Below are 26,216 nucleotides of genomic sequence, written 5' to 3' on the forward strand. Positions count from 1 at the left end.
TTTATCCTGCAGTTGCCATTCATCAGACAAATCCAGTGGAACCCAATGGAAGACACCGACCTGCAAGCGCTGATGGCCAGACTCGAATTGCTAATTACCCGGGTCGAGCAACTAAAGAGCCAAAACGGACTCCTATTAGCTCAGGAAAAGACCTGGCGCGAGGAACGCGCTCACCTCATTGAAAAAAACGAAATCGCCCGGCGTAAGGTCGAATCGATGATTTCGCGCCTGAAGGCCCTGGAGCAAGACTCATGAGTTCAAGCAATAGCGTCACCGTGCAGATCCTCGACAAAGAATATTCGATCATCTGCCCCCAGGAAGAGCGCAACAACCTGGTGAGCGCCGCCCGCTACCTGGATGGCAAGATGCGTGAAATCCGCAGCAGCGGCAAAGTGATCGGCGCCGACCGTATCGCCGTGATGGCCGCGCTGAACATTACCCACGATCTGCTGCATAAGCAGGAACGCCCTGACGTGCAGGCCAGCGGCTCGACGCGTGAGCAGGTGCGTGACCTGCTGGAGCGTGTCGATCTGGTGCTTTCCAGCGATTCAGACGCACCCAAGGGCTGATTGCCGCGACGGTTTAAGGTATACTCGCCCCACTCCCTGGCGTGTTTGCCAGTCGGCGATGTCCCTGAGCCGATTCGCACTACCCTGGAAGTTGCACGTTGGGCTGGTGTGCATGTCCGCTAGACGGAAAGCCTTAAAGCCTACTGCATCTTCCACCTTGAACTTTCGGGTTCAAGGGCTAAGTCGACAGCGGCTCTGTCGGGGAGCCTGAATTCCCAAACTCAATGCCAGTCCTCGGACTGGCATTGTTTTATGAGCCGGAAACCATGACCGAACCTGCGCCGCTTTCCCGTCCGCAACTTCGACGCATGTTGCGCAAAGCCCGCCGCGCCCTCACGCCGAGCGAGCAGCGCAAGGCCGCCCAGGGCCTGTATCGGCAACTGGCACAGCACCCGCTGTTTCGCCGGGCCAAACATATCTCTTTATATCTACCGACGGACGGTGAAATCGATCCGCGCCTGCTGCTGCGCGCCGCCCAGCGCCGGGGCAAGGCCACTTACCTGCCGGTGCTCAGCGCCTGGCCACGGACCAAGATGGTGTTCCAGCGCGTGCGGCCTGGGGAAAAGCTGCTGCCCAATCGCTTTCGCATCCTGGAGCCACGAGTGAATATCAGCCGCCAGCGCAAAGTCTGGGCCTTGGACCTGGTGCTGTTGCCGTTGGTGGGGTTCGATGATGCCGGTGGACGCCTGGGCATGGGCGGCGGGTTCTACGATCGCAGCCTGGCTTACCTGGCGCGCCGCCAAAGCTGGCGCAAGCCGACGCTGTTGGGCCTGGCCCATGAATGTCAGAAGGTCGATCGATTGAAACAGGCAAGCTGGGATGTGCCGTTGGCGGGCACCGTCACCGATAAGCATTGGTATAGTGCGAAGACGCCACTGGAATCAGCGGCGCCTTAGAAAGAAGAGTCAGCGTTTGAACGGTTGCGGCTGCTGCTGAGCCAGTTCAACGGGCGCATCGGTCTTGTTCGACCACAAGCTTTGGGCATACCCGGTGGTCACGACGCCCAGACCAAACAAAATCACCAAAATCCATAGTAAATCCGGTTTACGTTGCATCGATTGCCCCCCTGCAGGCACCTCGTACACGATGACAACAACGTTCCAAAGTAGTCCGTTGCAGCTGCGTCAAGCTTTAAAAGCCGGCATTCTGCGGTAACGTGAACCAACACGCAAACCTTGGCGCCAACCGACTGTCGGTTTGTCATCAAATTGCCTGACAACTTGCCCACTGCTTTTTTCAGGAGCCCAAAAATGGCCTATTGGCTGATGAAATCCGAGCCCGACGAACTCTCTATCAAAGGCCTGGAAAAGCTCGGCGAAGCGCGCTGGGACGGGGTTCGCAACTACCAGGCGCGCAACTTCCTGCGAGCCATGGCGGTGGGTGACCAATTTTTCTTCTACCACTCCAGTTGCCCGGAGCCGGGCATTGCCGGCATCGGCAAAATCGTCGAGGCGGCCTACCCGGATCCCACCGCGCTGGAGCCCGAAAGCCACTACTTCGACGCCAAGGCCACCCCGGAAAAAAATCCGTGGAGCGCGATCAACGTCGCCCACGTCCAGACCTTCCCCAACGTGCTTGGCCTGGGCTACCTCAAACAACAAGCCGCCCTTGCCGAACTGCCCCTGGTGCAAAAAGGCAGCCGCCTTTCAGTGATGGCCGTCACGCCCGAGCAATGGGCCGCCGTGATCAATTTGCTTTAACTGACCGGTATCAAAGCCCCGCCGGGGCAAACCGCTCAAACTAGGACGCTAATGCCGCAGGAAGCAGCCATGTCGACGAACCACCACGCCTCACGCCTTTTCGCCATCGCCCTCATTGCCCTGTTGCTGGGCGCCGGCGGCTTCGGTTACTGGCGCTCCACCCAGGACCGCCTGCCCGAAGGCCTGAGCATGGGCAATGGCCGCCTGGAATCCACCGAAGTGCAGATCGCCGCCAAGATCCCCGGCCGCCTGGCCGAAGTACGCGTGGACGAAGGCGACAAGGTCCTCAAAGGCCAACTGCTCGCACGCATGGACACTCGCACGCTGGAAGCCCAGCGCGCCCAGGCCGAAGCCGAAGTGCTGCGCGCCAAGGAAAACTTCGCGGCCGCCGAGGCCAACGTGCAACTGCGCCAGAGCGAGCAACTGCTGGCCAACCAGGAACTCAAGCGCACCCAGGAACTGTACAAACGCGGCTTCGCCAGCAGCCAGCTGATTGACCAACAGCAGGCGCGGCAGAACACCGGCAACGCCGCCGTGATTGCCGCGCAAGCCCAAGTCAATTCGGTCAAGGCGGCGATTGGCGCCGCCGAAGCCCAGGTCGCCCAGCTCACCAGTGAGATCGATGACAGCAGCCTGCGCGCGCCCATCGACGGGATTATCCAACTGCGCCTGGCCGAGCCGGGCGAAGTGCTCGGCGCGGGCGGGCGTGTCCTGTTGCTGATCGATCCCAACGATCAATACATGAACCTCTACCTGCCAGCCTCCGTCACCGGCCGCCTGACCGTCGGCAGCGACGCGCGCATTCTGCTCGACGCCCTGCCCGACCAACCGCTGCCGGCGAAGATCAGCTTTGTCGCCGCCAAATCCCAGTTCACCCCCAAGGAAGTGGAAACCCGCGACGAACGCCAGAAACTGGTGTTCCGCGTCAAACTGCGCCTGACCCAACCCAGCGCCGTGCCCCAAGCCAAACCGGGCATGCCCGGCGCCGGCTACGTGCGCACGGCTGATATCGACTGGCCGGCCAACCTGCGATGACCGGCCTGGCGCTGCAAGCCACGGCAATCAACCATCGCTACGGCAAGCAACAGGCCCTGCTCGACATCACGTTCAGCCTCCCGGCCGGTACGCGTTGCGGGTTGATCGGGCCGGATGGCGCGGGCAAGTCGAGCCTGCTGGGCTTGATCGCCGGGGTCAAAAAGCTCCAGGACGGTCAACTGCAAGTGCTGGGCGGTGCGATTGAAGACCGCCGCCACCGCAACAGCCTGTACCCGCGCATCGCCTTTATGCCTCAAGGGCTGGGCGGCAACGTGTATCCCGAGTTGTCCATCAGCGAGAACATCCGTTTCTTTGCCACGTTGTTTGGCCTGTCGAAAGCCGACTGCGACCAGCGCATGCACAACCTGCTGCTGGCCACCGACCTTGCGCGCTTCGCAGAACGCCCGGCCGGCAAGCTCTCCGGCGGGATGAAACAGAAACTCGGCCTGTGCTGCGCGCTGATCCACGACCCGGACCTGTTGATCCTCGACGAGCCCACCACCGGCGTCGACCCACTGTCACGCCGGCGCTTCTGGGAACTGGTCGAAAGCGTCCGCCAAGAACGCCCCCAACTGACGCTGCTGGTGGCCACGGCCTACATGGAAGAAGCCGAGCAATTCGAATATTGCCTGATGCTCGATCGCGGCAAGCTGATTGCAGACGGACTAAGCCGTGAATTGGCGGGCGCAACCGCCAGCGGCAAACTGGACGAAGCCTTCACCCACTTCCAGGGCGACAGCGCCCACGACAACCAGCCGCTGGTGATTCCACCGAGGGAAAGCGACACCACCGATATCGCCATCGAAGCCCACGACCTGACCCTGCGTTTCGGTGATTTCACCGCCGTGAACAAGGTCAGCTTCGCCATTGGCCGCGGCGAGATCTTCGGCTTCCTCGGCTCCAACGGCTGCGGCAAGACCACCACCATGAAGGTGCTCACCGGCCTGATGCCCGCTACCGAAGGCAGCGCGACGCTACTGGGCAATCCGGTGGACGCCAAGGACCTCGAGACCCGCAAGCGCGTGGGTTTCATGTCGCAAAGCTTCTCGTTGTATGGCGAACTCAGCGTGCGCCAGAACCTGGTGCTGCATGCGCAACTGTTCGACTTGCCCAAGGCCGACAGCGGCCCGCGCATCGATGAGCTGATCCAGCGTTTCGACCTCGGTGACGTGGCCGAACAACCGTCCGGCGAACTGCCCCTCGGCCTGCGCCAACGTTTGTCATTGGCCGTGGCGGTGCTGCATCGCCCGGAAGTGCTGATCCTCGATGAACCAACTTCGGGCGTCGACCCGGCGGCGCGGGATGATTTCTGGCGATTGCTGATCGAGCTGTCCCGCGAACAAGGCGTGACGATTTTCCTGTCCACGCACTTTATGAACGAGGCCCAGCGCTGCGACCGCATCTCCCTGATGCACGCGGGTAAAGTGCTCGCCTGCGATACGCCGCAAGCGCTGCAACGGCAATTCCAGGGCGACACCTTGGAAGCCGCGTTCGTCACCTGCCTGGAACAGGCCCAAGGCGAACCCGAGCCCACGGCGCCCGCCGCAACCGTCAGCGAAACCAGTGCCCCTCCCGTGAGCAAACGCGGCTTCAACCTGGCCCGCCTATTGGCCGTGGCCAGCCGCGAAGGCAAAGAGCTGCTGCGCGACAAGGTGCGCATGGCCTTCGCGTTGCTCGGCGCGATGTTCATGATGGTGATCTTCGGCTACGGCATTTCCCTGGATGTGGAGAAACTCGCCTTCGCCGTCTACGACCAGGACCAGACGCCGCAAAGCCGCGCCTACCTGGAGGCATTTCGCAGTTCACGCTATTTCGCCGAGCAGCCGCCGATTCAGGACTCAACTGAATTGCACCGGCGCCTGCAACGTTCGGAAATCAAACTGGCCCTGGAGATCCCACCCGGCTTTGGCCGCGATCTCTACGCTGGCCGCCAGCCCAGCGTGGCCGCCTGGCTCGATGGCGGCATGCCGTTTCGCGCGGAAACCAGCCGCAACTATGTCGAGGCCGTGCACCAGGAAAACCTGCAGCAACTGGCCGAACTGAGCAGCCTGCCGCGCAACAATCCAGCAGCCGCCAAGCTGGAAACGCGCTTTCGCTATAACCAGGACGTGGTCAGCGTCAACGCCATCGGCCCCGGTGTGATGGCGCTGATCCTGGCGTTTATCCCAGCGATGCTCACCGCCCTCGGCATCGTGCGCGAGAAGGAACTGGGCTCGATCACCAACTTCTACGCCACGCCCCTGACCCGCCTGGAATTCCTGCTCGGCAAACAGGCGCCGTACCTGGCCGTGAGCCTGGTCAACCTGGCGGTATTGGTGGCGATGAACCGCTGGCTGTTCGGCGTGCCGTTCAAGGGCAGCGGCCTGACGCTGGCGTTCGGCGGCCTGCTCTATGTGCTGGCGACCACCAGCATGGGCCTGCTGATTTCGGCGTTCACTCGCACCCAGATCGCGGCGATCCTCGGCACCATGATCATCACCAGCCTGCCGACCATTCAATTCTCCGGGCTGATCGTGCCACGCTCGTCCCTGGAAGGCGCGGCGGCGTTGATGGGCATGCTATTTCCGGCGGGGCACTTCCTGGATGTCGCCGTGGGCACCTTCACCAAGGCCTTGGACCTGCGCCAGTTGTGGCCGCAATGCTTGGCGCTGTTCGGGTTCTTTGTCGGGTTTACCGGGCTGAGCCTGGTCATGCTCAAGAAGCAGGAGGCCTGATGCATAAGTTCGCGCATATTCTGCGCCTGGGGATCAAGGAACTGACCAGCCTGCGCCATGACAGCGTGTTGCTGCTGTTTCTGTTCTACGCCTTCACCGTCGCCATCTATATGCCCGCCGCCGGCTCGGTGATTGGCGTGCACAACGCCAGCGTGGCGTTTGTCGATGAAGACCACAGTTCGCTGTCGCGGCAACTGGCCGAAGCGCTGCAGCCGCCCGAGTTTCAAGCGCCTACCCCTCTGGCCTACGACCAGTTGGACAAGGTCATGGACAGCGGCGAATACACCTTCGTGATCAATGTGCCGGCGAACTTTCAGGCTGATCTGCTGGCCGGTCGCCAACCCGGCGTGCAGGTGAACGTAGACGCCACGGCCATGAGCCAGGCGTTCATGGGCGCGGGCTACATCGGGCGGATTTTCCAGCGCGAATTGCTGACCTACAGCGGGCAAGCCGACGCCAGCCAGGCGCCCGCCCTGCTCACGACGCGCGCGCTGTTCAACACCAATCTGGAGGGCGGCTGGTTTTTGGCGGTGATCCAGATCGTCAACAACATCACCATCCTCGCCATTATCCTGACCGGCACCGCCCTGCTGCGCGAACGCGAACACGGCACCCTCGACCATCTGCTGGTGCTGCCGCTGACGGCGCTGGAAATCATGCTGGCGAAAATCTGGAGCAACATGCTGGTGGTGGTGCTCTGTACCTGGCTGTCGTTGGAAGTGGTGGTCAAAGGGTTGCTCGGCGTACCGCTGGCGGGGTCGTTGAGCCTGTTTCTGTTCGTGACGGCGCTGTACTTGTTTGCCAGTACGGCCTTGGGGATTTTCCTGGCGACGCTCGCGCGATCGACGCCGCAGTTCGGCCTGCTGGCGATTCCGGTGATCATCCCGATGCTGCTGCTCTCCGGCGGCAGTACGCCGTTGGACAGCATGCCCGAGTGGTTGCAGTGGGTGATGCAGGGCTCGCCGTCGACGCATTTTGTGAGTTTGAGTGCGGCGATTCTGTTTCGGGATGCGGGAGTGAGCGTGGTGTGGCCGGATTTGCTGGCGCTGGCGGGGATTGGGTTGGTGTTTTTTGCGGTGGCACTGGCGCGGTTCAGGAAGAGCCTGGCTTCCTGAAACCGCACCCTATTGGTGATTACTGGATGATCAAGTTGTTGAACAGCAGATCTTCCACCACCGGTTTGCCGGTCTCGTCATTCATCACTTGCTGGGTTTGCTTGAGGGCTTCCTGGCGCAGTTTTTCCTTGCCTTCAACGGTGCTCATAGCCTCGTTGGTCTGCTGGGTGAACAGCGCCACCAGCTGATTACGGATCAACGCGTCGTTGGCTTTGACGGCAGCAGCCGCTTCGGGGCCGGTCACGCGCAGGGCGATGTCGGCCTTGAACACCTTGAGTTTCGCCGTGCCATCCAGGCCGTAGTTGCCCACAAATGGCGGGCTCAGGCTGATATAGCTGACCTTCGGCGCCTCGCCTTCTTTGGCTTCTTCGGCTTGGGCCGCCATCGGCAACGTCAGGGCCAGCATCAACAGGATCCACGCTTTCACAGTTCATTCCTCACATTCGGTTGCCGGGTAGCATAACGCTAGCAAGGCAGAGCACAAGCTTATGGCGGCTTATCAGGCCCGGGCATGCTCGTTGACCCACGGGCGTACCCTCCTACACTTATCGGCCACGATGCCAAAAGGAATAGTCCGATGAAAGCTGTGCTGTGCAAAGCCTTCGGCCCCGCCGAAACCCTGGTGCTGGAAGAGATCGCCAGCCCGGCGATCAAGAAGAACGAAATCCTGCTGGACGTGCATGCCGCCGGGGTCAACTTCCCGGACACGCTGATCATCGAGGGCAAGTACCAGTTCAAGCCGCCTTTCCCGTTCTCGCCGGGTGGGGAGGCGGCGGGCGTGGTCAGTGAAGTCGGGGAAAAGGTCAGCCACCTGAAAGTCGGTGACCGGGTGATGGCGCTGACCGGCTGGGGCAGCTTTGCCGAGCAGGTCGCGGTGCCCGGCTACAACGTGCTGCCGATTCCGCCGAGCATGGACTTCAACACCGCCGCCGCCTTCAGCATGACCTACGGCACGTCCATGCACGCGCTGAAACAACGCGCCAACCTGCAACCCGGCGAAACCCTGCTGGTGCTCGGCGCCTCCGGTGGCGTGGGCCTGGCCGCCGTGGAAATCGGCAAGGCCATGGGCGCGCGGGTGATCGCTGCCGCCAGTAGTGCCGACAAACTCGCAGTGGCCAAGGCCGCCGGCGCCGATGAGCTGATCAACTACAGCGAAACCAGCCTGAAAGACGAGATCAAGCGCCTCACCGACGGCAACGGCGCCGACGTGATCTACGACCCGGTGGGTGGCGATCTGTTTGACCAAGCCATCCGCGCTATCGCCTGGAACGGCCGCCTGCTGGTGGTGGGTTTTGCCAGCGGGCGCATCCCGGAGCTGCCGGTGAACCTGGCGCTGCTCAAGGGTGCGGCGGTGGTCGGGGTGTTCTGGGGTTCGTTTGCCCAGCGCCAGCCGCAGGACAATGCGGCGAACTTCCAGCAGTTGTTCAGTTGGTATGGCGAAGGAAAGCTAAAACCGTTGGTGTCGCAGGTGTACCCGCTGGAGCAGGCCGCCCAAGCGATCAATGACCTGGGGCAGCGCAAGGCTGTTGGTAAAGTGGTCGTCCAAACCCGCTGAGCCATCGTTGGGGCTGCTCGCCAGCCCCACACTGATAAAACGACCACCACTTATCTATTCGCGACATGTTCGTAAGAGAACATGCAATTGCTCTCATTTCCTGTGTTTGCAGATAAGAGGCGATGCTATTTTCGGTAACGAAACTGTAACATTCGCATCCGCAGTCAAAACAAGAAATTTGGAGCTCTTGAATGTTTGCTTTCTTTCGTCCTGCCGCCCACCAGGCGCCCCTGCCTGAAGAAAAAATAGACAGTACCTACCGACGTCTGCGCTGGCAGATCTTCGCCGGTATTTTCTTCGGCTACGCCGGTTACTACCTGCTGCGCAAAAACTTCTCCCTGGCCATGCCCTACTTGATCGACGAGGGTTACACCCGCGGCGAACTGGGCCTGGCGATGTCGGCCATCGCGATTGCCTACGGCCTGTCCAAGTTCCTCATGGGCCTGGTGTCCGACCGCTCCAACCCGCGCTACTTCCTGCCCTTCGGCCTGCTGGTTTCGGCCGGGGTGATGTTCATTTTCGGTTTCGCACCTTGGGCGACGTCCAGCGTGACCATGATGTTCATTTTGCTGTTCATCAACGGGTGGGCCCAAGGCATGGGCTGGCCGCCAAGTGGGCGCACCATGGTGCACTGGTGGTCGCAGAAAGAACGCGGCGGCGTGGTGTCCGTGTGGAACGTGGCGCATAACGTCGGCGGCGGCCTGATCGGCCCGCTGTTCCTGCTGGGCATGGCTTGGTTCAACGACTGGCATGCAGCCTTCTACGTACCGGCCACCGTGGCCCTGGCCGTGGCGGCATTTGCCTTCATCACCATGCGCGACACCCCGCAATCGGTCGGCCTGCCGCCGATCGAGAAGTACAAGAACGACTACCCGGAAGGCTACGACGCCAGCCACGAAGACGAATTCAGCGCCAAGGAAATCTTCGTCAAGTACGTGCTGCGCAACAAAATGCTGTGGTACATCGCTTTCGCCAACGTGTTCGTCTACCTGCTGCGCTACGGCGTGCTGGACTGGGCGCCGACCTACTTGAAAGAAGCCAAGCACTTCACCGTGGATAAATCCTCGTGGGCGTACTTCTTCTATGAGTGGGCCGGTATTCCGGGCACGCTGCTGTGCGGCTGGATGTCGGACAAGATCTTCCGTGGCAACCGCGGCCTGACCGGCATTGTGTTCATGGCATTGGTGACCGTGGCGACTCTGGTGTACTGGCTCAACCCGCCGGGCAACCCGATGATCGACATGATCGCGCTGTTCTCCATCGGCTTCCTGATCTACGGCCCGGTGATGCTGATCGGCCTGCAGGCGCTGGAACTGGCACCGAAGAAAGCCGCCGGCACCGCTGCGGGTTTCACCGGCCTGTTCGGTTACCTGGGGGGTTCGGTGGCTGCGAGTGCGGCCATGGGCTACACCGTGGACCATTTCGGCTGGGACGGTGGTTTCGTGCTGCTGATTGGCGCATGTATCTTGGCCATCGCCTTCCTGATCCCAACGCTGTGGCACACCAACAGCGTCAGCTCGGCGCGTTAAACGCCTGAGCAACCCTTTGCACAACGCTTGAGCCGCGCCTCCAGGTTCTTATCTGGCATGGCGTGGCTACGCAGGGCGTTGACGGTCTGCTCGACATAATCGCGAGTGGTGCCGTAACGCCCGCAAGCGCTCTGCAACACGTGGTTCAGCACGATGTCGGGCAGGTTACCGGCGTAGCTGGGCAAGTGCCGCTCCAAGACAAATCCCAACGCCTGCACCGTGCTGCCATCTTCGAGACGGCAACTGAGCCAATGCGGCCGGTAGGAGGGATAAGGCATTTCGCGCTGCCACAAGGCGTAGAGCGAGGCCTCCAGCTGATCTTCCGGCAAGCGGTAGGCAAACCCGCTGCAGGAACCGCCGCGATCCAGCCCAAAGACCAACCCTGGAATTTCCGGTGTGCCCCGGTGCTCGTGGGACCACAGGTACAGGCCCCGGTGATAACCGTGGACCCGTGCCCGCATCCGCTCGGTGGACGAGCACTCAGGGCGCCAGATCAGCGAACCGTACGCAAACAGCCAGACCGGCCCACCCTTATGCCGGCCCATGGTGGCCTGCATCGAGCTCATCAATTGTTCGTGAGTGAGTTGCGGCCCAAGATCGAGCCGCGGAGGGTAAGCCAATTGCAGAAGATCGGTTTCAATGGCGGTCATGGCGAATAGCGGGACGCCTCCTGTGTGTTACCAGTTGTAAGCAACTTTACCGTAATAAAACGCGCCGCTGTAACCGTACGGCGAAAAAGTGCTGTAGGCGAGGTTGCCGCCGCTGCTGGCGAAGGCATTGACCTTTTCCGGGTATTTATCGGTGACGTTGTCGCCTCCGAGGGTGAAGGTCCAGTTCTTAAGCTTGTAGTCCGCCGACAAATCCAACACCCAAGCCGCCTTGAAGGTCTGGTCGTTGACCTTGTCGGCCTGGTAGCTGGTGAATTCACCATAGCGCACCAGGTTGCTGTGCAACGCCCAATTACCGAAGGCAAAGTCGTTACCCAGGCTCAACTTGTGTTCCGGCGTGGTATCGCCCAGCAAACCGCTTTTCTCACGACGGTCCACCCGCACCAGGTTGGCGCCCAGGCTGTCGAGGATGGCCGGGTTGGGCTTCACGTCGGTGACCTTGGTGTGGTTGTAGTTGTAGCTCACGGTGCTGTTCCAGCGGATGCCGTTATCGAACTGGTAGCGGTAGTTGGCCACCAGATCGACGCCGTCGGTGCTGGTGTCGGTGGCGTTGGTGAAGTAGCGGGCGGTGGTGTAGTTGATGTTGCCCACGCCATTGGCGCGCAGATAAGCCTGGGTGGCCGGGTCCAGGTTGAGGTTCGACGACAGGCTGATACGGTCACGAATATCGATGCGGTATACGTCCACCGTCACGGTCAGGTCATCGGCGGGCTCCAGTACCAGGCCAAGGCTGTAGTTACGCGACTTCTCGGCCTTCAGGTCCTCCGCGCCCAGCAGGCGCGCGACCTGGCTGGAGGCCGGGAAAGTACCGGCCTCGCGGATGTCGCTGCCGATCAACTGCGACGAAGTAAACGCGAAGTTCTGCTGAGCCAGGGACGGCGCGCGGAAACCGTTGGAAATGCTGCCGCGCAAGGCCACCTGCGGGGTGAAGTCGTAGCGGGCCGACAGCGAGCCGCTGACGTTGGAACCGAAGTCACTGTAATCCTCATGCCGTACGGCAGCCGAGGCGCTGAGTTTTTCGGTGAAGTTGGTTTCCAGGTCCAGGTACTGCGCCCAATTGTGACGTGAACTGCTGCCGGCGTCGGCATCACGGAAACCGCCAAGGCCCGAACTGCCGGTCTGATAGTAGGACGCTGGCTCACCTGCTTCAATTTCATAGCCCTGGCGCAGGTATTCACCGCCAAAGGCCACGGAGACCGGATACGGCAGGAAGCCCAGGTCAAATTCACGGGACAGGTCCAGGCTGACTTGCTTCTGGTCGTTGCTCAGGGTGCCGTTGTCGAACTTGCGTGGCGTGGCCAGGCCCAGGGACGTGTTGATGGTTTCGGTGCTCAACTCGTACTGGTTCTTGCCGTAGTTGGCCGACAGGTCGTAATGCCAGTCATAGGCCAACAGCCCGCGCAGGCCCACCACCAACGACGTGTCTTCCAGGTTGCCCTTGATCAACGGCAGGTAGCCATTGGGATTGAGCGCCGGAATATTGTTGGACGCATTGCTCGCCCGGTAGAACGCCGCGGTCTCGCCGCGACGCTTGCTGTAGCCGCCGAAGGTGTAGAACTCGGCCGCATCATTGAAGGAATATTCCGAGTTGAACTGGAATTTGCCCTCGTTGGTGGCCGGCTCGCCCTGGCGAAACACCTGCTGGCCGTAGGTCGTGGAGCCTACGCTGGCTGAGCGGAAATCCTTGCCGGCGCGGTTGGTGTAATCGTTGTCGGCGCCTTCGGCCGAGAGGTTGATAAAGCCGTTATCACCCAATGCCACGCCGGTGTTGCCACTCAGATTGCGCTGGATGCCGTCGCCCTTCTTGTACTCGCCGAACTTGGAGGAGATCGAGCCGCCATGGTCGGCATGCTTGAGGATCACGTTGATCACCCCGGCAATCGCGTCCGAGCCGTAACGCGCTGAGGCGCCGTCGCGCAGTACTTCGATATGGTCGACCGCCGACAGCGGGATCGCATTCAAATCCGCTGGCGCCGAGCCGCGGCCCACCGCCCCACCCAAGTTGACGAAAGCACTGGTGTGGCGGCGCTTGCCATTGACCAGCACCAGCACCTGATCCGGCGACAGCCCGCGCAACTGCGCAGGGCGCACCAGTTCGGCGCCGTCCACCAGGCTTGGGCGCGGGAAGTTGATTGATGGAATCAGCCGCGCCAACACCGCCCCCAGCTCATCGGAACCGGTGCTGCGCAGGGTGTCGCCGGAAATCACATCGATAGGCGACAGCGACGCACTGGCCGTGCGCTCTTGGGCGCGGGTGCCGGTGACGATCACGGTGTCGAGCTTGGGTGCATCGGTGGCGGACGTTTCGGCCGCGAAGACTGGATTGAAACCCACGGCGGTCAGCAAATTGGCCGACAAAATCGCCGAGTACAGCGCGTGTTGCTTGTAGCTCCCCATACCGCTCCCCTTGAATCAAAAACCAGAACGTCGTGCTCTGAGTTCATACGATCGATCCGGCTGGCGGGCGGTGGCGGTCAGTTATTGGTGGTTGTAATTGAGTCGGTAGTCCGTTGCGATATAGCTTAAGGATATTTATGTAACAAATTAAATACCTTTAAAGCATAAGCGAATGCATAAGCAAAATGGCCCATTCGTCAGGATTACAGGGGCCAATCCCGCTACTTTCAGCCCCGGTTCAGCCTGGAAACGTGCCAAGCCGTCAAAATAGGACACAGATCACGACCCACCTAGCCGCCCATCAAACCGACTACCGAGGTCGCACCCATGAAAAAATTCCGATTGCCTGGCCTGCTGTTCCTGGCCCAGGCCACCACCGCGTTGGCGGGCGAAGCGCCGGCCACTGAAGACGACAAGGGCTTCTGGTACGCGCAGACCAGCGTCTACACCCGACACTTCGCGCCCGACCCCGAGCACAATAACAACCAGGACCTGATCGGCCTGGAGCGCAATGAAGCCTCAGGTTTTGTGTATGGCGGGGCGACGTTTCGCAACTCGTTTCGGCAGCGTTCGTACTACGCGTATGCGGGCAAGCGCTACGACATGGCCGACTATCCGGTGTATTTGAAGCTGACAGGCGGGGCGATCCAGGGTTATCGCGGCAAGTACCGCGACAAGATCCCGTTGAACCGATTCGGCGTGGCGCCGGTGATCATTCCGTCGGTGGGCGCGCATTACGGGCCGGTGGCAGCGGAATTGGTGTTGCTGGGGTTCAATGCGGCAATGGTCACCACTGGCGTACGCTTTTAGGGGCGTGGCGCGTAGGCAAACACATCGGCACGCATCTGGTGCGCATCCATGCCAGCCTCGACCAGCGCATCCAGCGTGCCGTAGATCATGGCCGGTGAACCGCTGGCGTAGACGTGCACAGCCTTGAGATCGGTGATGTCTTCGCACACCGCTTCATGCAACAGCCCGCAGCGCCCTTCCCAGCCGCACAGGTCACTGACGACCTTGTGCAGGAACAGGTTGGGCAATTGCAACCACTGGTCCCAATGCTCAATCTCGTAGAAATCTTCCGGACGGCGCACGCCCCAGTACAGGTGCACCGGGTGTTTGAAGCCGGAAGCGCGACAGTGTTCGATCAGGCTGTGCATCTGCGCCATGCCGGTACCGGCAGCGATCAACACCAGCGGCCCATCCGGCAGCTCGGCCAGGTGGGTATCACCAAAAGGCAGCTCGACGCGCGCCATCTGGTTGCGTTGCAGCTGCTCAAGCAAGGTGCGCGCGCTGTCCTCGCGGGCCAGTACATGCAGCTCCAGCTCGCGCCCGGCGTGGGGCGCCGAGGCCAGGGAAAACGCTGACTTCTCGCCGTTCTCACGCTCGATCATCAGGTATTGCCCGGCGTGGTAACGCACCGCCTTGCCGGCCGGCGCACGCAGGCGCACGCGCCACACATCGCCACCCACCTCGACGCATTCACTCAATTGGCACGACAACTTGCGCAACGGCAACTCTCCCGGCGCCAGCACGCCATCCCACAACACAATGCAATCTTCCAGCGGCTCGGCGATACAGGTGTAGAACTCGCCGTGATCACGCACTTCACCAGCCTGCTGCACCCGGCCCTCCACCAACAACGCGGCGCACACGTGGCACACGCCGTTGCGGCAAGCCTGGGGGCATTCGTAGCCCAAGCGGCGCGCGCCTTCGAGGATTCGCTCGCCGGGGACCAGCTCCAGCACGGCGCCGGAAGGTTGCAGGGTTACACGCATCAATCTATTCCCAATTCTTTCCAGATCGCATCGACACGGGCGGTGACGGCTTCATCCTTGACGATCACCCGGCCCCACTCGCGGGTGGTTTCACCCGGCCACTTGTGAGTGGCGTCCAGGCCCATCTTTGAACCCAGGCCTGAAACCGGCGAGGCGAAGTCGAGGTAGTCGATCGGTGTGTTGTCGATCATCACCGTGTCGCGCTTGGGGTCCATGCGCGTGGTAATGGCCCAGATCACGTCGTTCCAGTCGCGGGCATTGATGTCGTCGTCGGTGACAATAACGAACTTGGTGTACATGAACTGTCGCAAAAACGACCACACACCGAGCATTACCCGCTTGGCATGGCCTGGGTACGACTTCTTCATGGTCACGATGGCCATGCGGTACGAGCAGCCTTCAGGCGGCAGGTAGAAGTCAGTGATCTCCGGGAATTGCTTCTGCAGAATCGGCACAAACACTTCGTTGAGCGCCACACCCAGAATGGCCGGCTCATCCGGCGGACGGCCGGTGTAGGTACTGTGATAAATCGGCTTGATGCGATGGGTGATGCGCTCGACGGTGAACACCGGGAAGCTATCGACTTCGTTGTAGTAGCCGGTGTGGTCGCCGTAAGGACCTTCATCGGCCATTTCACCCGGATGAATCACGCCTTCGAGGATGATTTCAGCCGTGGCCGGCACTTGCAGGTCGTTGCCACGGCACTTCACCAGTTCGGTGCGATTACCGCGCAGCAGGCCAGCGAAGGCGTATTCGGACAGGCTGTCGGGCACCGGGGTCACGGCGCCGAGGATGGTGGCCGGGTCGGCGCCCAGGGCCACGGAAACCGGGAACGGCTTGCCGGGGTGTTTTTCGCACCACTCGCGGAAGTCCAACGCGCCGCCACGGTGGCTCAGCCAACGCATGATCACCTTGTTACGGCCGATCACTTGCTGGCGGTAGATACCGAGGTTCTGGCGGTCTTTGTTCGGGCCCTTGGTGACGGTCAGGCCCCAGGTGATCAGCGGGCCGACATCGCCTGGCCAGCAGGTTTGCACCGGCAGCATGGCCAAGTCGACATCGTCGCCTTCGATGACCACTTCCTGGCACACCGCGTCCTTGACCACTTTGGGGGCCATGGCAATGATCTTGCGGAAGATCGGCAGCTTCGACCAGGCGTCCTTCAGCCCCTTGGGCGGCTCGGGTTCCTTGAGGAAGGCCAGCAACTTGCCGATCTCGCGCAATTCGCTGACCGACTCGGCGCCCATGCCAAAGGCCACGCGCTCGGGCGTACCGAACAGGTTGCCAAGCACCGGGATATCAAAGCCGGTCGGGTTCTCGAACAGCAGCGCCGGGCCCTTGTTGCGCAGGGTACGGTCGCAAATCTCAGTCATTTCCAGCACCGGGGAAATCGGCATCTGGATACGTTTCAACTCTCCGCGCTGCTCAAGTTGCTGCACGAAATCCCGAAGATCCTTGAATTTCATTAACCATGCCACCCGTAAAATAGGCGTACATCCTACCTGCTATGGCGGCCGCTGGCAGCTTATCGCGGTGCATTTGGGTACAGAGAATGCTTAAAAAACCGGCACAAAAAAAATGGCGCCCCTGAGGGCGCCATTCTTTCGGACCTGAAACGTCGTATTACTTACGCTTCATCGACAGGAAGAACTCGTCGTTGGTCTTGGTGGTTTTCAGCTTGTCGACCAGGAACTCGATGGCAGCGACTTCGTCCATCGGGTGCAGCAGCTTGCGCAGGATCCACATGCGCTGCAGTTCGTCGTCGGCGGTCAGCAACTCTTCACGGCGGGTGCCGGAACGGTTGATGTTGATCGCCGGGAACACGCGTTTTTCCGCGATGCGACGGTCCAGGGGCAGTTCCATGTTGCCGGTACCCTTGAACTCTTCGTAGATCACTTCGTCCATCTTCGAACCGGTTTCAACCAGTGCGGTGGCGATAATGGTCAGCGAGCCGCCTTCTTCGATGTTCCGCGCAGCACCGAAGAAACGCTTCGGTTTCTCCAGGGCGTGGGCATCGACACCACCGGTCAATACCTTGCCGGAGCTCGGGATCACGGTGTTGTAGGCGCGGGCCAGACGGGTGATGGAGTCGAGCAGGATCACCACGTCCTTTTTGTGTTCGACCAGGCGCTTGGCCTTCTCGATCACCATTTCGGCAACCTGCACGTGGCGGGTTGGCGGCTCATCGAACGTGGAGGCAACCACTTCACCGCGCACGGTGCGCTGCATTTCGGTCACTTCTTCCGGACGCTCATCGATCAACAGCACGATCAGGTGAACTTCAGGATTGTTACGCGCGATGTTCGCTGCAATGTTCTGCAGCATGATGGTCTTACCGGCTTTCGGCGGTGCGACGATCAGGCCACGCTGGCCTTTGCCGATCGGGGCGCATAGGTCGATCACACGACCGGTCAAGTCTTCGGTGGAACCGTTACCGGCTTCCATCTTCATGCGCACGGTCGGGAACAGCGGCGTCAGGTTCTCGAAGAGAATCTTGTTTTTCGCGTTCTCGGGGCGATCGAAGTTGATCGTGTCGACCTTGAGCAGGGCGAAATAACGCTCGCCTTCCTTCGGAGGGCGGATCTTGCCAACGATGGTGTCACCGGTGCGCAAGTTGAAGCGACGGATCTGGCTCGGCGAGACGTAGATATCGTCTGGGCCGGCAAGATAGGAGGCGTCAGCAGAACGGAGGAAGCCGAAGCCGTCCTGGAGAATCTCCAGCACGCCATCACCGGAGATTTCCTCGCCGCTTTTCGCGTGCTTTTTCAGCAGGGAGAAAATCACGTCCTGCTTGCGCGAACGGGCCATATTTTCTATGCCCATTTCTTCGGCCAGCTGGAGCAGGTCGGTAATCGGCTTTTGCTTGAGTTCAGTCAGATTCATATAGGAATGACGTAATCATTTATGGAGGGGGGAAATTAAGCTTTTGGCTTAATGAGGCCGCGCCGCGGAGAAGGCGACAGGATCGCGTACTAATCGAAAAGGAGTGCGTCGGCGACGGCATGCAGGGGGCAGTGGAGAAACCAGTGCGGGGCCGAATGTACCACCTGAGTTTCGGAGCGTCTAGCCCTGTTTCACGAAAAAGCCCCGCTAATTTGCGGGGCTTTTTTGACGACGCTTAGATGTTCGCGTCGAGGAAAGCTTGCAGCTGAGACTTCGACAGCGCGCCTACTTTGGTCGCTTCGACGTTGCCGTTCTTGAACAGCATCAGGGTCGGGATACCACGCACGCCGTGCTTGGCCGGGGTTTCCTGGTTGTCGTCGATGTTCAGCTTGGCAATGGTCAGCTTGCCTTCGTAGGTGGTCGCAATGTCGTCCAGGACTGGAGCGATCATTTTGCAAGGGCCACACCATTCAGCCCAGTAGTCAACCAGCACCGGGCCAGCAGCCTTGAGTACTTCGGCCTCAAAGGTCGCGTCGGTGACGTGCTTGATAAGATCGTTGCTCATGGATGTCTCCGGATTGTAAGCAAAAAAAACGTGGCCCATCATAGCCGCCCTTCCCCCGTTCAGGAAGCCGCCTCTGATTGAGTCTTGCTATGGTGGTGCATGAGTTTGGGTATAGCCCAACTCACGGCGTGACGGGAGTCACGAAGGCAATGCCTGTGCGCAACGCCGCGTTGCGCACGTGCTCCTGCATGGTTTTCTGCGCCGCCGCACTGGCCCGCCGGGCCAGGGCGCGCAGGATCCGGCGGTGCTCCTGCCAGGTTTCCATGGCCCGCTCCGGCCGGATGAACGGTAGCTTCTGGCTCTCCAGAAACACCTCGGCGCTGGCACTCAGGATGCTCACCATCGCCTGATTACCGCTGGCCAGCAGGATGCGCTGGTGGAATTCGAAGTCCAGCCGTGCGGCCGCCTCGAAGTCGCCGGCCTTGAGTACCTTGCGCATGGCCTCGACGTTGTCTTCCAGGCTGTCCAGCTCATCGAGGGTCAGCGTCACCGCCGCCAACCCCGCCGCGAACCCTTCCAGCGCATAGCGCAACTGGAAGATATCCAACGGCGTGGCCTGGGCCGCGAAGGGCCAGGCAAACCCCGGCGACTCCTCGGCGGCCTGCACGAACACACCCTTTCCAGGCTGCACACTGACCACACCCAAAGCGCTGAGGGACGACAACGCCTCCCGCAACGACGCCCGGCTCACCCCCAACTGCACCGCCAGATCCCGTTGCGACGGCAAGGCATCGCCCGGCCCGAAACCTTGCTCCTTGATCAGTTTGCGGATGGCCTGCAGGGCCGCTTCCGGTACGGCTTGGGCGATGGAATTCATAGAAAACTCAAGGTTCCAGACAACTGAACGGCTAGTTGTAAAGCTATTCGCGGCCGGCGGCAAGTCACGCCCCAAAGGGGCTCGCGGGGTTTTGTCGACGCTCGAAAAGGGTGCGAAAACCGCTGCAACTGTTCAGACCAGTAAGACCACCGCAACTCAACAAATCCCTGGCTTGCAGGCGTTCTTCAGGGTGATGGCATGGGCTGTGCACTGAGCAAATCCAGAAAATTCCTTCGCCCTTCTCGGAGAGTTGCCATGACCAAGCGCTACAGCGCCCTGCTTACTGCCCTGTTTGCCAGCCTGATGCTGGGCCAGGCACCCGCCCAGGCCAACGGTCTGGACGACATCGTCGCCCGTGGCACCCTCAAGGTCGCCGTGCCCCAGGACTTCCCGCCATTCGGCTCGGTTGGCCCCGACATGAAACCCCGTGGCCTGGACATCGACACCGCCAAGCTGCTGGCCGACCAGCTCAAGGTCAAGCTGGAACTCACCCCGGTCAACAGCACCAACCGCATTCCCTTCCTCACCACCGGCAAGGTCGACCTGGTGATCTCCAGCCTGGGCAAGAACGCCGAGCGGGAAAAGGTCATCGACTTCTCCAAGGCCTATGCACCGTTCTACCTGGCCGTGTTCGGCCCGCCTGAAGCCGCCATCAGCAGCACCGACGACCTCAAGGGCAAGACCATCAGCGTGACCCGTGGCGCCATTGAAGACATCGAGCTGACCGCCGTGGCGCCCAAGGAAGCCACGATCAAGCGTTTCGAAGACAACAACTCGACCATCGCCGCCTACTTGGCGGGCCAGGTCGACCTGATCGCCAGCGGCAACGTGGTGATGGTGGCGATCAGCGAACGCAACCCGAAACGCGTGCCGGCGCTGAAAGTGAAGCTCAAGGACTCGCCAGTGTACGTGGGCGTGAACAAGAACGAGCCGGCGCTGCTGGAGAAGGTCAACCAGATCCTGGTCGCGGCCAAGGCCGATGGCAGCCTGGAGAAAAACGCACTGCAATGGCTGAAAGAGCCACTGCCCGCCGATCTCTGAAGCGACGGAGCTGACTCATGGCGTATCAATTTGACTTCGTGCCGGTGCTGGCCAATACCGACCTGCTGTTGCGCGGCGCGCTGTTCACCCTGGAGCTGACGGCCATCGGCGCCCTCCTCGGCGTGGCCCTGGGCACCGTCGGCGCCGTGGTGCGGGCGTGGAAGATCCAGCCGTTTGCGTGGATCTTCGGTGTTTATGTCGAGTTGATCCGCAACACGCCGTTCCTGGTGCAGCTGTTCTTCATCTTCTTCGGCCTGCCGTCCCTGGGGCTGAAGATCACCGAGTGGCAAGCCGCCGTGCTGGCGATGGTGATCAACCTGGGCGCCTACTCCACGGAAATCATCCGCGCCGGCATTCAAGCCATCCCGCGCGGGCAGCTGGAAGCCGCCGCCGCGCTGGCGATGACACGCTTCGAAGCCTTCCGCCATGTGGTGCTGCTGCCGGCGCTGGGCAAGGTGTGGCCGGCATTGAGCAGCCAGATCATCATCGTGATGCTCGGTTCGGCGGTGTGTTCGCAGATCGCCACCGAAGAGTTGAGTTTTGCCGCCAACTTTATCCAGTCGCGCAACTTCCGTGCGTTCGAAACCTATGCCCTGACCACGTTGGTGTACTTGTGCATGGCGCTGATGATTCGCCAGTTGCTCAACTGGATCGGCCGCCGCTTCGTGATGAGGAACAGCCGATGAGTGATTTTTCATTCTGGGACATCGTGCGCAACCTGCTCACGGGTCTGCAATGGACGCTGTTGCTGTCGCTGGTGGCGTTCATCGGTGGAGGCATTATCGGTTTGCTGGTGATGACGATGCGCATCAGCCGCAAGGCCTTCCCACGTAACCTTGCGCGCACCTATATCGAACTGTTCCAGGGCACGCCGCTGTTGATGCAGCTGTTCCTGGTGTTTTTCGGCATTGCCCTGCTCGGCGTGGATATCTCGCCCTGGCTGGCGGCGGCGATTGCCCTGACGTTGTTCACCAGCGCCTACCTCGCCGAAATCTGGCGCGGCTGCGTCGACTCCATCGCCCACGGGCAATGGGAAGCCTCGGCCAGCCTGGCGCTCAACCCACTTGAGCAACTGCGCTACGTGATCCTGCCCCAGGCGCTGCGGATTGCCGTCGCGCCCACCGTGGGGTTTTCGGTGCAGGTGGTCAAAGGCACCGCCGTGACCTCGATCATCGGCTTTACCGAACTGACCAAGACCGGCGGCATGCTCGCCAACGCGACCTTTGAGCCCTTCATGGTCTACGGCCTGGTGGCCCTTGGTTACTTCTTGCTCTGCTACCCCTTGTCCCTCAGTGCGCGCTACCTGGAAAGGAGACTGCATGCCTCTGCTTAGAATTTCCGCCCTGCATAAGTATTACGGCGATCACCATGTACTCAAGGGCATCGACCTGAGCGTTGAAGAAGGCCAGGTGGTGGCGATCATCGGCCGCAGCGGTTCGGGTAAATCCACCTTGCTGCGCACCCTCAATGGCCTGGAATCGATCAACGACGGCGTGATCGAAGTCGATGGCGAATACCTTGATGCCGCCCGCGCCGACCTGCGCAGCCTGCGGCAGAAAGTCGGCATGGTGTTCCAGCAGTTCAACCTGTTCCCGCACCTGACCGTCGGCGAAAACGTCATGCTCGCGCCGCAAGTGGTGCAGAAAGTGCCGAAGGCCAAGGCGGCTCAATTGGCCAGGCAAATGCTGGAGCGCGTCGGGCTGGGCGAAAAGTTCGACGCCTTCCCCGATCGCCTGTCCGGCGGCCAGCAACAACGCGTGGCGATTGCGCGCGCCTTGGCCATGTCGCCCAAGGTGCTGTTGTGCGATGAAATCACCTCGGCCCTCGACCCGGAGCTGGTCAACGAAGTGCTCAGCGTGGTGCGCCAACTGGCCAAGGACGGCATGACCCTGATCATGGTGACCCACGAAATGCGCTTCGCTCGTGAAGTCGGCGACAAGCTGGTGTTCATGCACCAGGGCAAGGTGCACGAGGTGGGCGACCCAAAAATCTTGTTCGCCAACCCGCAAACTGCCGAGCTGGCCAACTTCATTGGTTCTACGGAACAGCCGGGCTGACCAGTTCGAATTGGCCACGCCCCTCCAGCAGCATTTCCCGGCGTACCGAGAGGGCATCGGCCGGCAATTGAACCGCTATTTCCACCTGGGCCGTCAGCCGACGGCCCGTCACCGGCGCACCGCCTGCGCTTGCAGACAACGCACGACCCGGTATCAGCTGCCCGCTGGCGGTGTCATCAGGCAACCACGATACGGGCCTGCCGTCGACCTGGGCCTGCCTCAGATTCAAGGTAAAACGCCCTAGCCGACCAAACTGGAAGCCTTGGGCATCGGCGGCTACACCACTGAAACGCAGCGCCATCGCCGAAGGGTCCGTGCAAAGTACACTCAAATGCAGCGTGCGTGGCGTGTCCAGCGTCATTGTCGCCCTGCCGGACGATGCTTGCGAAGGGCGAATCACCCCATAGTCGACCCGGGGCTCGCTCAGGGTCATCCGGCAGTTTTCGGCCTGGGCCTGGCTCGTCACGAGGGCCGCCCACAACAGCCACAGGCTCTTGCGCTTAGCGAACATGGCAGACCACCGGTGCGGTGTCGTAGAGTTTTTCATCGTCAGGCTCTTGCTCAGGATTGACTTGCAGCAGGCAGGACTTGGAGTCCGGCAGTGAAACCCTCAGGGTTTGCGGCCCATCGATATTGCTCAGGAAAATCATGCCCTCCCCCACGACGCTGGTTACAAAGCTGTTGCCTTCGCCGAACACTGCGGCACCTTGCGGCAGTGGCCGGCCCTCTTCGTCCTGGGCTTCAAGCAACAGACGACGGACTTTCACCACATCAAAGTCGAGGATATTGACTGAACCGCGACCGGCGGCGAGTACCTTGGTGCCGTTCTTCAGGTCGACACGTTTGGGCAGCGACTGGGTCTGCACCTGCAGATGGTTATCGCCATAGGCCTGCAGCCCAGGGAGTACCGCCTGGCCGCTGAAGTCGGTCCATACCGGGCCTTGTGGCGTCGAGATCTTGGCCGCGCCGATATCACCCACCGAGGCGATGCCAAAAGTGTCCTGCACCGCATACGGCGAGAAGGTCACGCCGTGCCCATGGGCCACGATGCCGCCTTGCAGTTGCCCGGAATAGTTGGTGTTCGACGGATCACGGTCTATGCCCAGGCTCACGCGGGTATACAGCGGCAAGACGTCCACACGACCGCGCACGCTTTGCTCTCGCTCTTTCACGTCCCGATCAACACCGACTTCGTAATTCACATAGTCGTTGACCCGCTCGCTGAGGGCGGTCCCGGCATCCAGCCGGTCACCTCGACGACTGACGTAAGAACTCACACTCCGATCAGCCCCCAAGGGCACCGTGACCTGCAGCCTGACAGACGTGCCTTCGTCCAGCCGCTCATCGCGGCGGCCGCCCCGAACCGGCTCCAAGCGCCGAGGTTCGGTCGCCCCCACCTGAGCGTCGGCGATCAGTGCGACACCCACGCCGTTGAACGTGTTGTTCCACGAGGCAAAAAGGTGATCGCTGGATTGCCCGTCAAATTGCGAACTACGGGTGAAACCGAGGGAGAAACCACCCAGGGATGGAGTCGCCCAGTTCAAACCTGCCGTGTACTGGCGCTTGAAACGCGCATCGAGGTTGTACCCCCGCGACGCCTGGCCCGCGTCCAGTACCTCCCGGTAGCCGCGGCTCTGTGCCGAGGCACTCAGGTTGATATCCAGGTTGGCAAATAACGGCGCCCCCAAGGACAGCGTGCTACGCGCGCCGCCCACCTCGTCTTGAGCATCACGGGACAGGTTATGGCGCACGCCCACGGTCATCTGATGGAAAAACACACTGCTCAAGGAGCCACCTGCCGACTGGTACTCGTCGGTACTCAGCAAACCGAAACCCAGCGACGAGCGCTGGCCCAGCCCCCAGGTGCCGCTGCCCATGGCGACCACCGGGGAATCCTGGTTGTCGATGGCCGTCTCACGCACCTTGCCAAGGGAAAAATAGTACCCCGGCTCCACCGGAGCCCCACCACGAAAGGACGCAGCGGGCACCACGAAACTACGTTTTGCCCCACGTACGTCAATCACACTCACGTCGAGGTCGCTGGTGCTGTTCAACAAGGGCAAACCGGTCAGTCTGAACGGGCCTTCCGGCACCAGCGTAGAGTGGATCAATGCGCCCGACTGACGGACTTCGACGCGTGACTGGCTTTGAGCCAGGCCTTCAACCACGACATTGCTGTCGCCCCCACCGGTGCGCTGCTGGCCATCCGGGAAGAACTGCAAACCCGTCAGCTGTACACCGCCAAAGATAGGGTTGTTGCTGGAAATCTGCCCCACCTGGAAGGTCGACTGCAACGCCGCGATATCACGCTGGGCATAGGCGTTCACCTGTTCGGTGCGCGACCTGCCATTGTCGGAAACATAAAACTGGCGGCTGCGTACAATCCAATTACCCAGGTTGAATCCTGCCTCGGTATAAGCCGATACGAAGCGACTTGATCCACCGCGCGACTGGGTATCGAAACCCAATATGTCATAGTTGAAGATGGCCGCCGCGCCACCCTGGGAAAAGTCCCCGGCCTCCCACTCCGGCGCACGCAGGGACTGGGTCGGCACCACCAGGGTGACCTCGTCGCTACTGGGGCGCAGCCGCACCATGGTCGCCGGATACTCTCCAACGAAATCATGGCAGGCCTGATCAGGGGTGATGCCCTCGCGCAATACCCTGGACGGGGTAACCAGACCGGCTTTTTCCAGCAACGCAGGGGTGAAGCACAACTGCCCCTGGTAATCGAAACGGGCGTCAACCAACCCCAACGGCGTGCCATTGACCCGCAGTCCGACCACATGGACACCTTCGCGAAAGCGCGCTGCGCTGCGAAAGTATTCAGACACCTGTGGATCAATCCCAAGGGAATTCAACGCGACCAGATCAAAACCTTGCCCCAGCCCAACCGCTGCGCTGGTGCCTGGCAGGCTGCACAGCGTCGCAAGCCCCAATAGAACTCTGGAGCGAACCAGGGAAATAGTGCTCGGCACGCTATTGGCCGATCGACGGGTATGCCTGATCTTTTTCATAGGCCCGTCAATCCGCATCAGCCGTAACGGGCGCGCGGTAACTGTCCACCGTAAACCCGTAGACCGTGGCCGGCTTGATCTCCACGGCCACCACTCCCGCCACCGGGCTTGCCGACGAGAGCGTCAGCACTTCACCCGGCAGGATGTAGGTTCGCGGCAACGTTGCCACGCTTGCCTGTGGGTGCAGCTGTACTTCCATCCCCATGCGCACGACGTAAGCGCTGTTGTTGTGGACCTTCAACTGATCCCCTTCACGCTTCCATGTCAGTAGCTGCCAGGGCGCATCATGTTTGGGCAAGCCTTTGGGGTGCAGGATCAATGGCAGGCTTTGGCGCAGAGTGATACCAATGGTCGCACCGCCGGGTGCACGGGCGTCGGGAATACCTTCAAAGGACACTCGTTTCAGACGCTGGGTCTTGAGCGGTTGCTTTGCGGTACTGATAAAGCGGACAAGTTGGGTGTCGCCCGCTTCGACCCGCGTAATCGGGGGCGTTACGATCAGCAAGGGTTCCGGATCTTCGGGTAGGTTTAATATGACCGAATGAAGCAACGCAGGACCAGGGTCCGTATTTTTGACGTTAAGTGTCGCCTCACCCTCTTCTTCATTCAAAATGACAACGGTTGTCTCGGGCTGCATTCCGTCCGCTACTGCCATACCGCACAAAAAAAGGCACAAGCTTATATAGCGCAGCAACGTCATGATTATTGATAGAGCATTCACCGATTTTCCCCACGCCATAAAGTCGAACACCAACAAACGCACACGTTAAAACAGCCGA

At 61.0% G+C, this 26,216-nt stretch carries 26 protein-coding genes and 1 other RNA gene; 15 read left to right on the forward strand and 12 right to left on the reverse strand.

All coding sequences use genetic code 11. From position 1 onward, the window contains the following. Window positions 1–45: 45 nt before the first annotated feature. The 4 genes from HX812_RS21480 (at window position 46) to HX812_RS21495 (ending at window position 1,465) form a co-directional block, all read left to right on the forward strand. Window positions 46–255, forward strand: a complete 210-nt coding sequence (locus HX812_RS21480) for a TIGR02449 family protein (protein ID WP_007982902.1) — start codon at window positions 46–48, stop codon at window positions 253–255. Beyond that, window positions 252–569, forward strand: coding sequence for a cell division protein ZapA (locus HX812_RS21485; RefSeq protein WP_003176812.1), 318 nt, complete (start codon window positions 252–254; stop codon window positions 567–569). Before HX812_RS21480 ends, HX812_RS21485 begins: the two co-directional genes overlap by 4 nt. Window positions 570–599: 30 nt before the next feature. Next, a non-coding RNA gene (gene ssrS, locus HX812_RS21490) (6S RNA) lies at window positions 600–778 on the forward strand. Between the two features lie 57 nt (window positions 779–835). After that, a complete protein-coding gene (locus tag HX812_RS21495; RefSeq protein WP_038843171.1) occupies window positions 836–1,465 on the forward strand; it encodes a 5-formyltetrahydrofolate cyclo-ligase in 630 nt (209 codons plus the stop codon). A gap of 9 nt (window positions 1,466–1,474) precedes the next feature. Here the strand turns inward: HX812_RS21495 and HX812_RS21500 are convergent, their stop codons facing one another. Continuing rightward, entirely contained in the window at window positions 1,475–1,624 is a 150-nt protein-coding gene (locus HX812_RS21500) for a hypothetical protein (protein WP_010207387.1), read from the reverse strand. Window positions 1,625–1,819: 195 nt separating this feature from the next. Between HX812_RS21500 and HX812_RS21505 the strand changes: the two genes are divergently transcribed. From HX812_RS21505 to HX812_RS21520, 4 genes are all read left to right on the forward strand, one after another. Beyond that, the gene (locus HX812_RS21505) at window positions 1,820–2,269 is read left to right on the forward strand and encodes an EVE domain-containing protein (protein ID WP_038843174.1); all 450 of its coding nucleotides are present in this window, start codon (window positions 1,820–1,822) and stop codon (window positions 2,267–2,269) included. A gap of 69 nt (window positions 2,270–2,338) precedes the next feature. Further along, window positions 2,339–3,304 carry an HlyD family secretion protein gene (locus HX812_RS21510; protein WP_038843177.1) on the forward strand — a complete coding sequence of 322 codons (966 nt, stop codon included), beginning with the start codon at window positions 2,339–2,341 and terminating at the stop codon, window positions 3,302–3,304. After that, complete coding sequence (gene rbbA, locus HX812_RS21515) at window positions 3,301–6,018, forward strand: ribosome-associated ATPase/putative transporter RbbA (RefSeq protein WP_038843180.1); 2,718 nt, start codon at window positions 3,301–3,303, stop codon at window positions 6,016–6,018. The genes HX812_RS21510 and rbbA overlap by 4 nt, the downstream gene beginning before the upstream one ends. Beyond that, a complete protein-coding gene (locus tag HX812_RS21520; RefSeq protein WP_038843183.1) occupies window positions 6,018–7,133 on the forward strand; it encodes an ABC transporter permease in 1,116 nt (371 codons plus the stop codon). The genes rbbA and HX812_RS21520 overlap by 1 nt, the downstream gene beginning before the upstream one ends. Window positions 7,134–7,152: 19 nt before the next feature. Here the strand turns inward: HX812_RS21520 and HX812_RS21525 are convergent, their stop codons facing one another. After that, window positions 7,153–7,560 carry a flagellar basal body-associated protein FliL gene (locus tag HX812_RS21525; RefSeq protein WP_016978962.1) on the reverse strand — a complete coding sequence of 136 codons (408 nt, stop codon included), beginning with the start codon at window positions 7,558–7,560 and terminating at the stop codon, window positions 7,153–7,155. 150 nt (window positions 7,561–7,710) lie between these two features. Between HX812_RS21525 and HX812_RS21530 the strand changes: the two genes are divergently transcribed. Together HX812_RS21530 and glpT are read left to right on the forward strand one after the other, a co-directional pair. After that, entirely contained in the window at window positions 7,711–8,688 is a 978-nt protein-coding gene (locus HX812_RS21530) for an NADPH:quinone oxidoreductase family protein (protein WP_038843193.1), read from the forward strand. 191 nt (window positions 8,689–8,879) lie between these two features. Then, complete coding sequence (gene glpT, locus HX812_RS21535) at window positions 8,880–10,217, forward strand: glycerol-3-phosphate transporter (RefSeq protein WP_033897536.1); 1,338 nt, start codon at window positions 8,880–8,882, stop codon at window positions 10,215–10,217. Here the strand turns inward: glpT and HX812_RS21540 are convergent. Beyond that, window positions 10,214–10,867 carry a gamma-glutamylcyclotransferase gene (locus HX812_RS21540; RefSeq protein WP_038843196.1) on the reverse strand — a complete coding sequence of 218 codons (654 nt, stop codon included), beginning with the start codon at window positions 10,865–10,867 and terminating at the stop codon, window positions 10,214–10,216. The genes glpT and HX812_RS21540 overlap by 4 nt on opposite strands. A 27-nt stretch (window positions 10,868–10,894) precedes the next feature. Then, window positions 10,895–13,282, reverse strand: coding sequence for a TonB-dependent siderophore receptor (locus tag HX812_RS21545; RefSeq protein WP_038843199.1), 2,388 nt, complete (start codon window positions 13,280–13,282; stop codon window positions 10,895–10,897). Between the two features lie 327 nt (window positions 13,283–13,609). Between HX812_RS21545 and HX812_RS21550 the strand changes: the two genes are divergently transcribed. Beyond that, window positions 13,610–14,092: a hypothetical protein gene (locus HX812_RS21550; protein ID WP_038843202.1), complete on the forward strand. Its 483-nt coding sequence runs from the start codon at window positions 13,610–13,612 to the stop codon at window positions 14,090–14,092. On the opposite strand, the gene HX812_RS21555 is transcribed toward HX812_RS21550, so the two are convergent. The 5 genes from HX812_RS21555 to HX812_RS21575 all read right to left on the reverse strand — a co-directional run bounded on the left by HX812_RS21555 (window position 14,089) and on the right by HX812_RS21575 (window position 19,322). After that, complete coding sequence (locus HX812_RS21555; protein WP_033897532.1) at window positions 14,089–15,057, reverse strand: CDP-6-deoxy-delta-3,4-glucoseen reductase; 969 nt, start codon at window positions 15,055–15,057, stop codon at window positions 14,089–14,091. The two genes, HX812_RS21550 and HX812_RS21555, sit on opposite strands and share 4 nt — an antisense overlap. After that, a complete protein-coding gene (gene ubiD, locus HX812_RS21560; protein WP_003176824.1) occupies window positions 15,057–16,523 on the reverse strand; it encodes a 4-hydroxy-3-polyprenylbenzoate decarboxylase in 1,467 nt (488 codons plus the stop codon). Before ubiD ends, HX812_RS21555 begins: the two co-directional genes overlap by 1 nt. A 157-nt stretch (window positions 16,524–16,680) precedes the next feature. After that, the gene (gene rho / locus HX812_RS21565) at window positions 16,681–17,940 is read right to left on the reverse strand and encodes a transcription termination factor Rho (RefSeq protein WP_016973082.1); all 1,260 of its coding nucleotides are present in this window, start codon (window positions 17,938–17,940) and stop codon (window positions 16,681–16,683) included. A 235-nt stretch (window positions 17,941–18,175) separates the two neighbouring features. Further along, the gene (trxA, locus tag HX812_RS21570; protein ID WP_015886460.1) at window positions 18,176–18,505 is read right to left on the reverse strand and encodes a thioredoxin TrxA; all 330 of its coding nucleotides are present in this window, start codon (window positions 18,503–18,505) and stop codon (window positions 18,176–18,178) included. A 121-nt stretch (window positions 18,506–18,626) separates the two neighbouring features. Next, window positions 18,627–19,322, reverse strand: a complete 696-nt coding sequence (locus HX812_RS21575; RefSeq protein WP_016978955.1) for a FadR/GntR family transcriptional regulator — start codon at window positions 19,320–19,322, stop codon at window positions 18,627–18,629. Between the two features lie 255 nt (window positions 19,323–19,577). Here HX812_RS21575 and HX812_RS21580 point away from each other — a divergent pair, with 255 nt between their 5' ends. From HX812_RS21580 to HX812_RS21595, 4 genes are read left to right on the forward strand one after another with little or no spacing between them, the layout of a single operon-like run. Then, on the forward strand, window positions 19,578–20,363 hold the full coding sequence (locus tag HX812_RS21580) for a transporter substrate-binding domain-containing protein (protein WP_038843210.1): 786 nt from the start codon (window positions 19,578–19,580) through the stop codon (window positions 20,361–20,363). Window positions 20,364–20,380: 17 nt separating this feature from the next. Continuing rightward, entirely contained in the window at window positions 20,381–21,049 is a 669-nt protein-coding gene (locus tag HX812_RS21585) for an amino acid ABC transporter permease (RefSeq protein ID WP_005792409.1), read from the forward strand. Continuing rightward, on the forward strand, window positions 21,046–21,696 hold the full coding sequence (locus tag HX812_RS21590) for an amino acid ABC transporter permease (protein WP_038843212.1): 651 nt from the start codon (window positions 21,046–21,048) through the stop codon (window positions 21,694–21,696). The genes HX812_RS21585 and HX812_RS21590 overlap by 4 nt, the downstream gene beginning before the upstream one ends. Beyond that, window positions 21,683–22,420: an amino acid ABC transporter ATP-binding protein gene (locus HX812_RS21595; protein WP_038843213.1), complete on the forward strand. Its 738-nt coding sequence runs from the start codon at window positions 21,683–21,685 to the stop codon at window positions 22,418–22,420. Before HX812_RS21590 ends, HX812_RS21595 begins: the two co-directional genes overlap by 14 nt. Here HX812_RS21595 and HX812_RS21600 read toward each other — a convergent pair. From HX812_RS21600 to HX812_RS21610, 3 genes are read right to left on the reverse strand one after another with little or no spacing between them, the layout of a single operon-like run. Continuing rightward, on the reverse strand, window positions 22,401–22,931 hold the full coding sequence (locus HX812_RS21600; RefSeq protein WP_038843214.1) for a hypothetical protein: 531 nt from the start codon (window positions 22,929–22,931) through the stop codon (window positions 22,401–22,403). The genes HX812_RS21595 and HX812_RS21600 overlap by 20 nt on opposite strands. Further along, window positions 22,921–25,437, reverse strand: coding sequence for a fimbria/pilus outer membrane usher protein (locus tag HX812_RS21605; RefSeq protein WP_235165393.1), 2,517 nt, complete (start codon window positions 25,435–25,437; stop codon window positions 22,921–22,923). Before HX812_RS21605 ends, HX812_RS21600 begins: the two co-directional genes overlap by 11 nt. A 7-nt stretch (window positions 25,438–25,444) precedes the next feature. Then, window positions 25,445–26,137 (reverse strand): fimbria/pilus chaperone family protein, encoded by a 693-nt coding sequence (locus tag HX812_RS21610; RefSeq protein ID WP_080642338.1) that lies wholly within the window; start codon window positions 26,135–26,137, stop codon window positions 25,445–25,447. Between the last annotated feature and the right edge of the window lie 79 nt (window positions 26,138–26,216).

Source organism: Pseudomonas sp. IPO3749 (assembly GCF_013386605.1).
Lineage (GTDB): Bacteria > Pseudomonadota > Gammaproteobacteria > Pseudomonadales > Pseudomonadaceae > Aquipseudomonas > Aquipseudomonas azotoformans_A.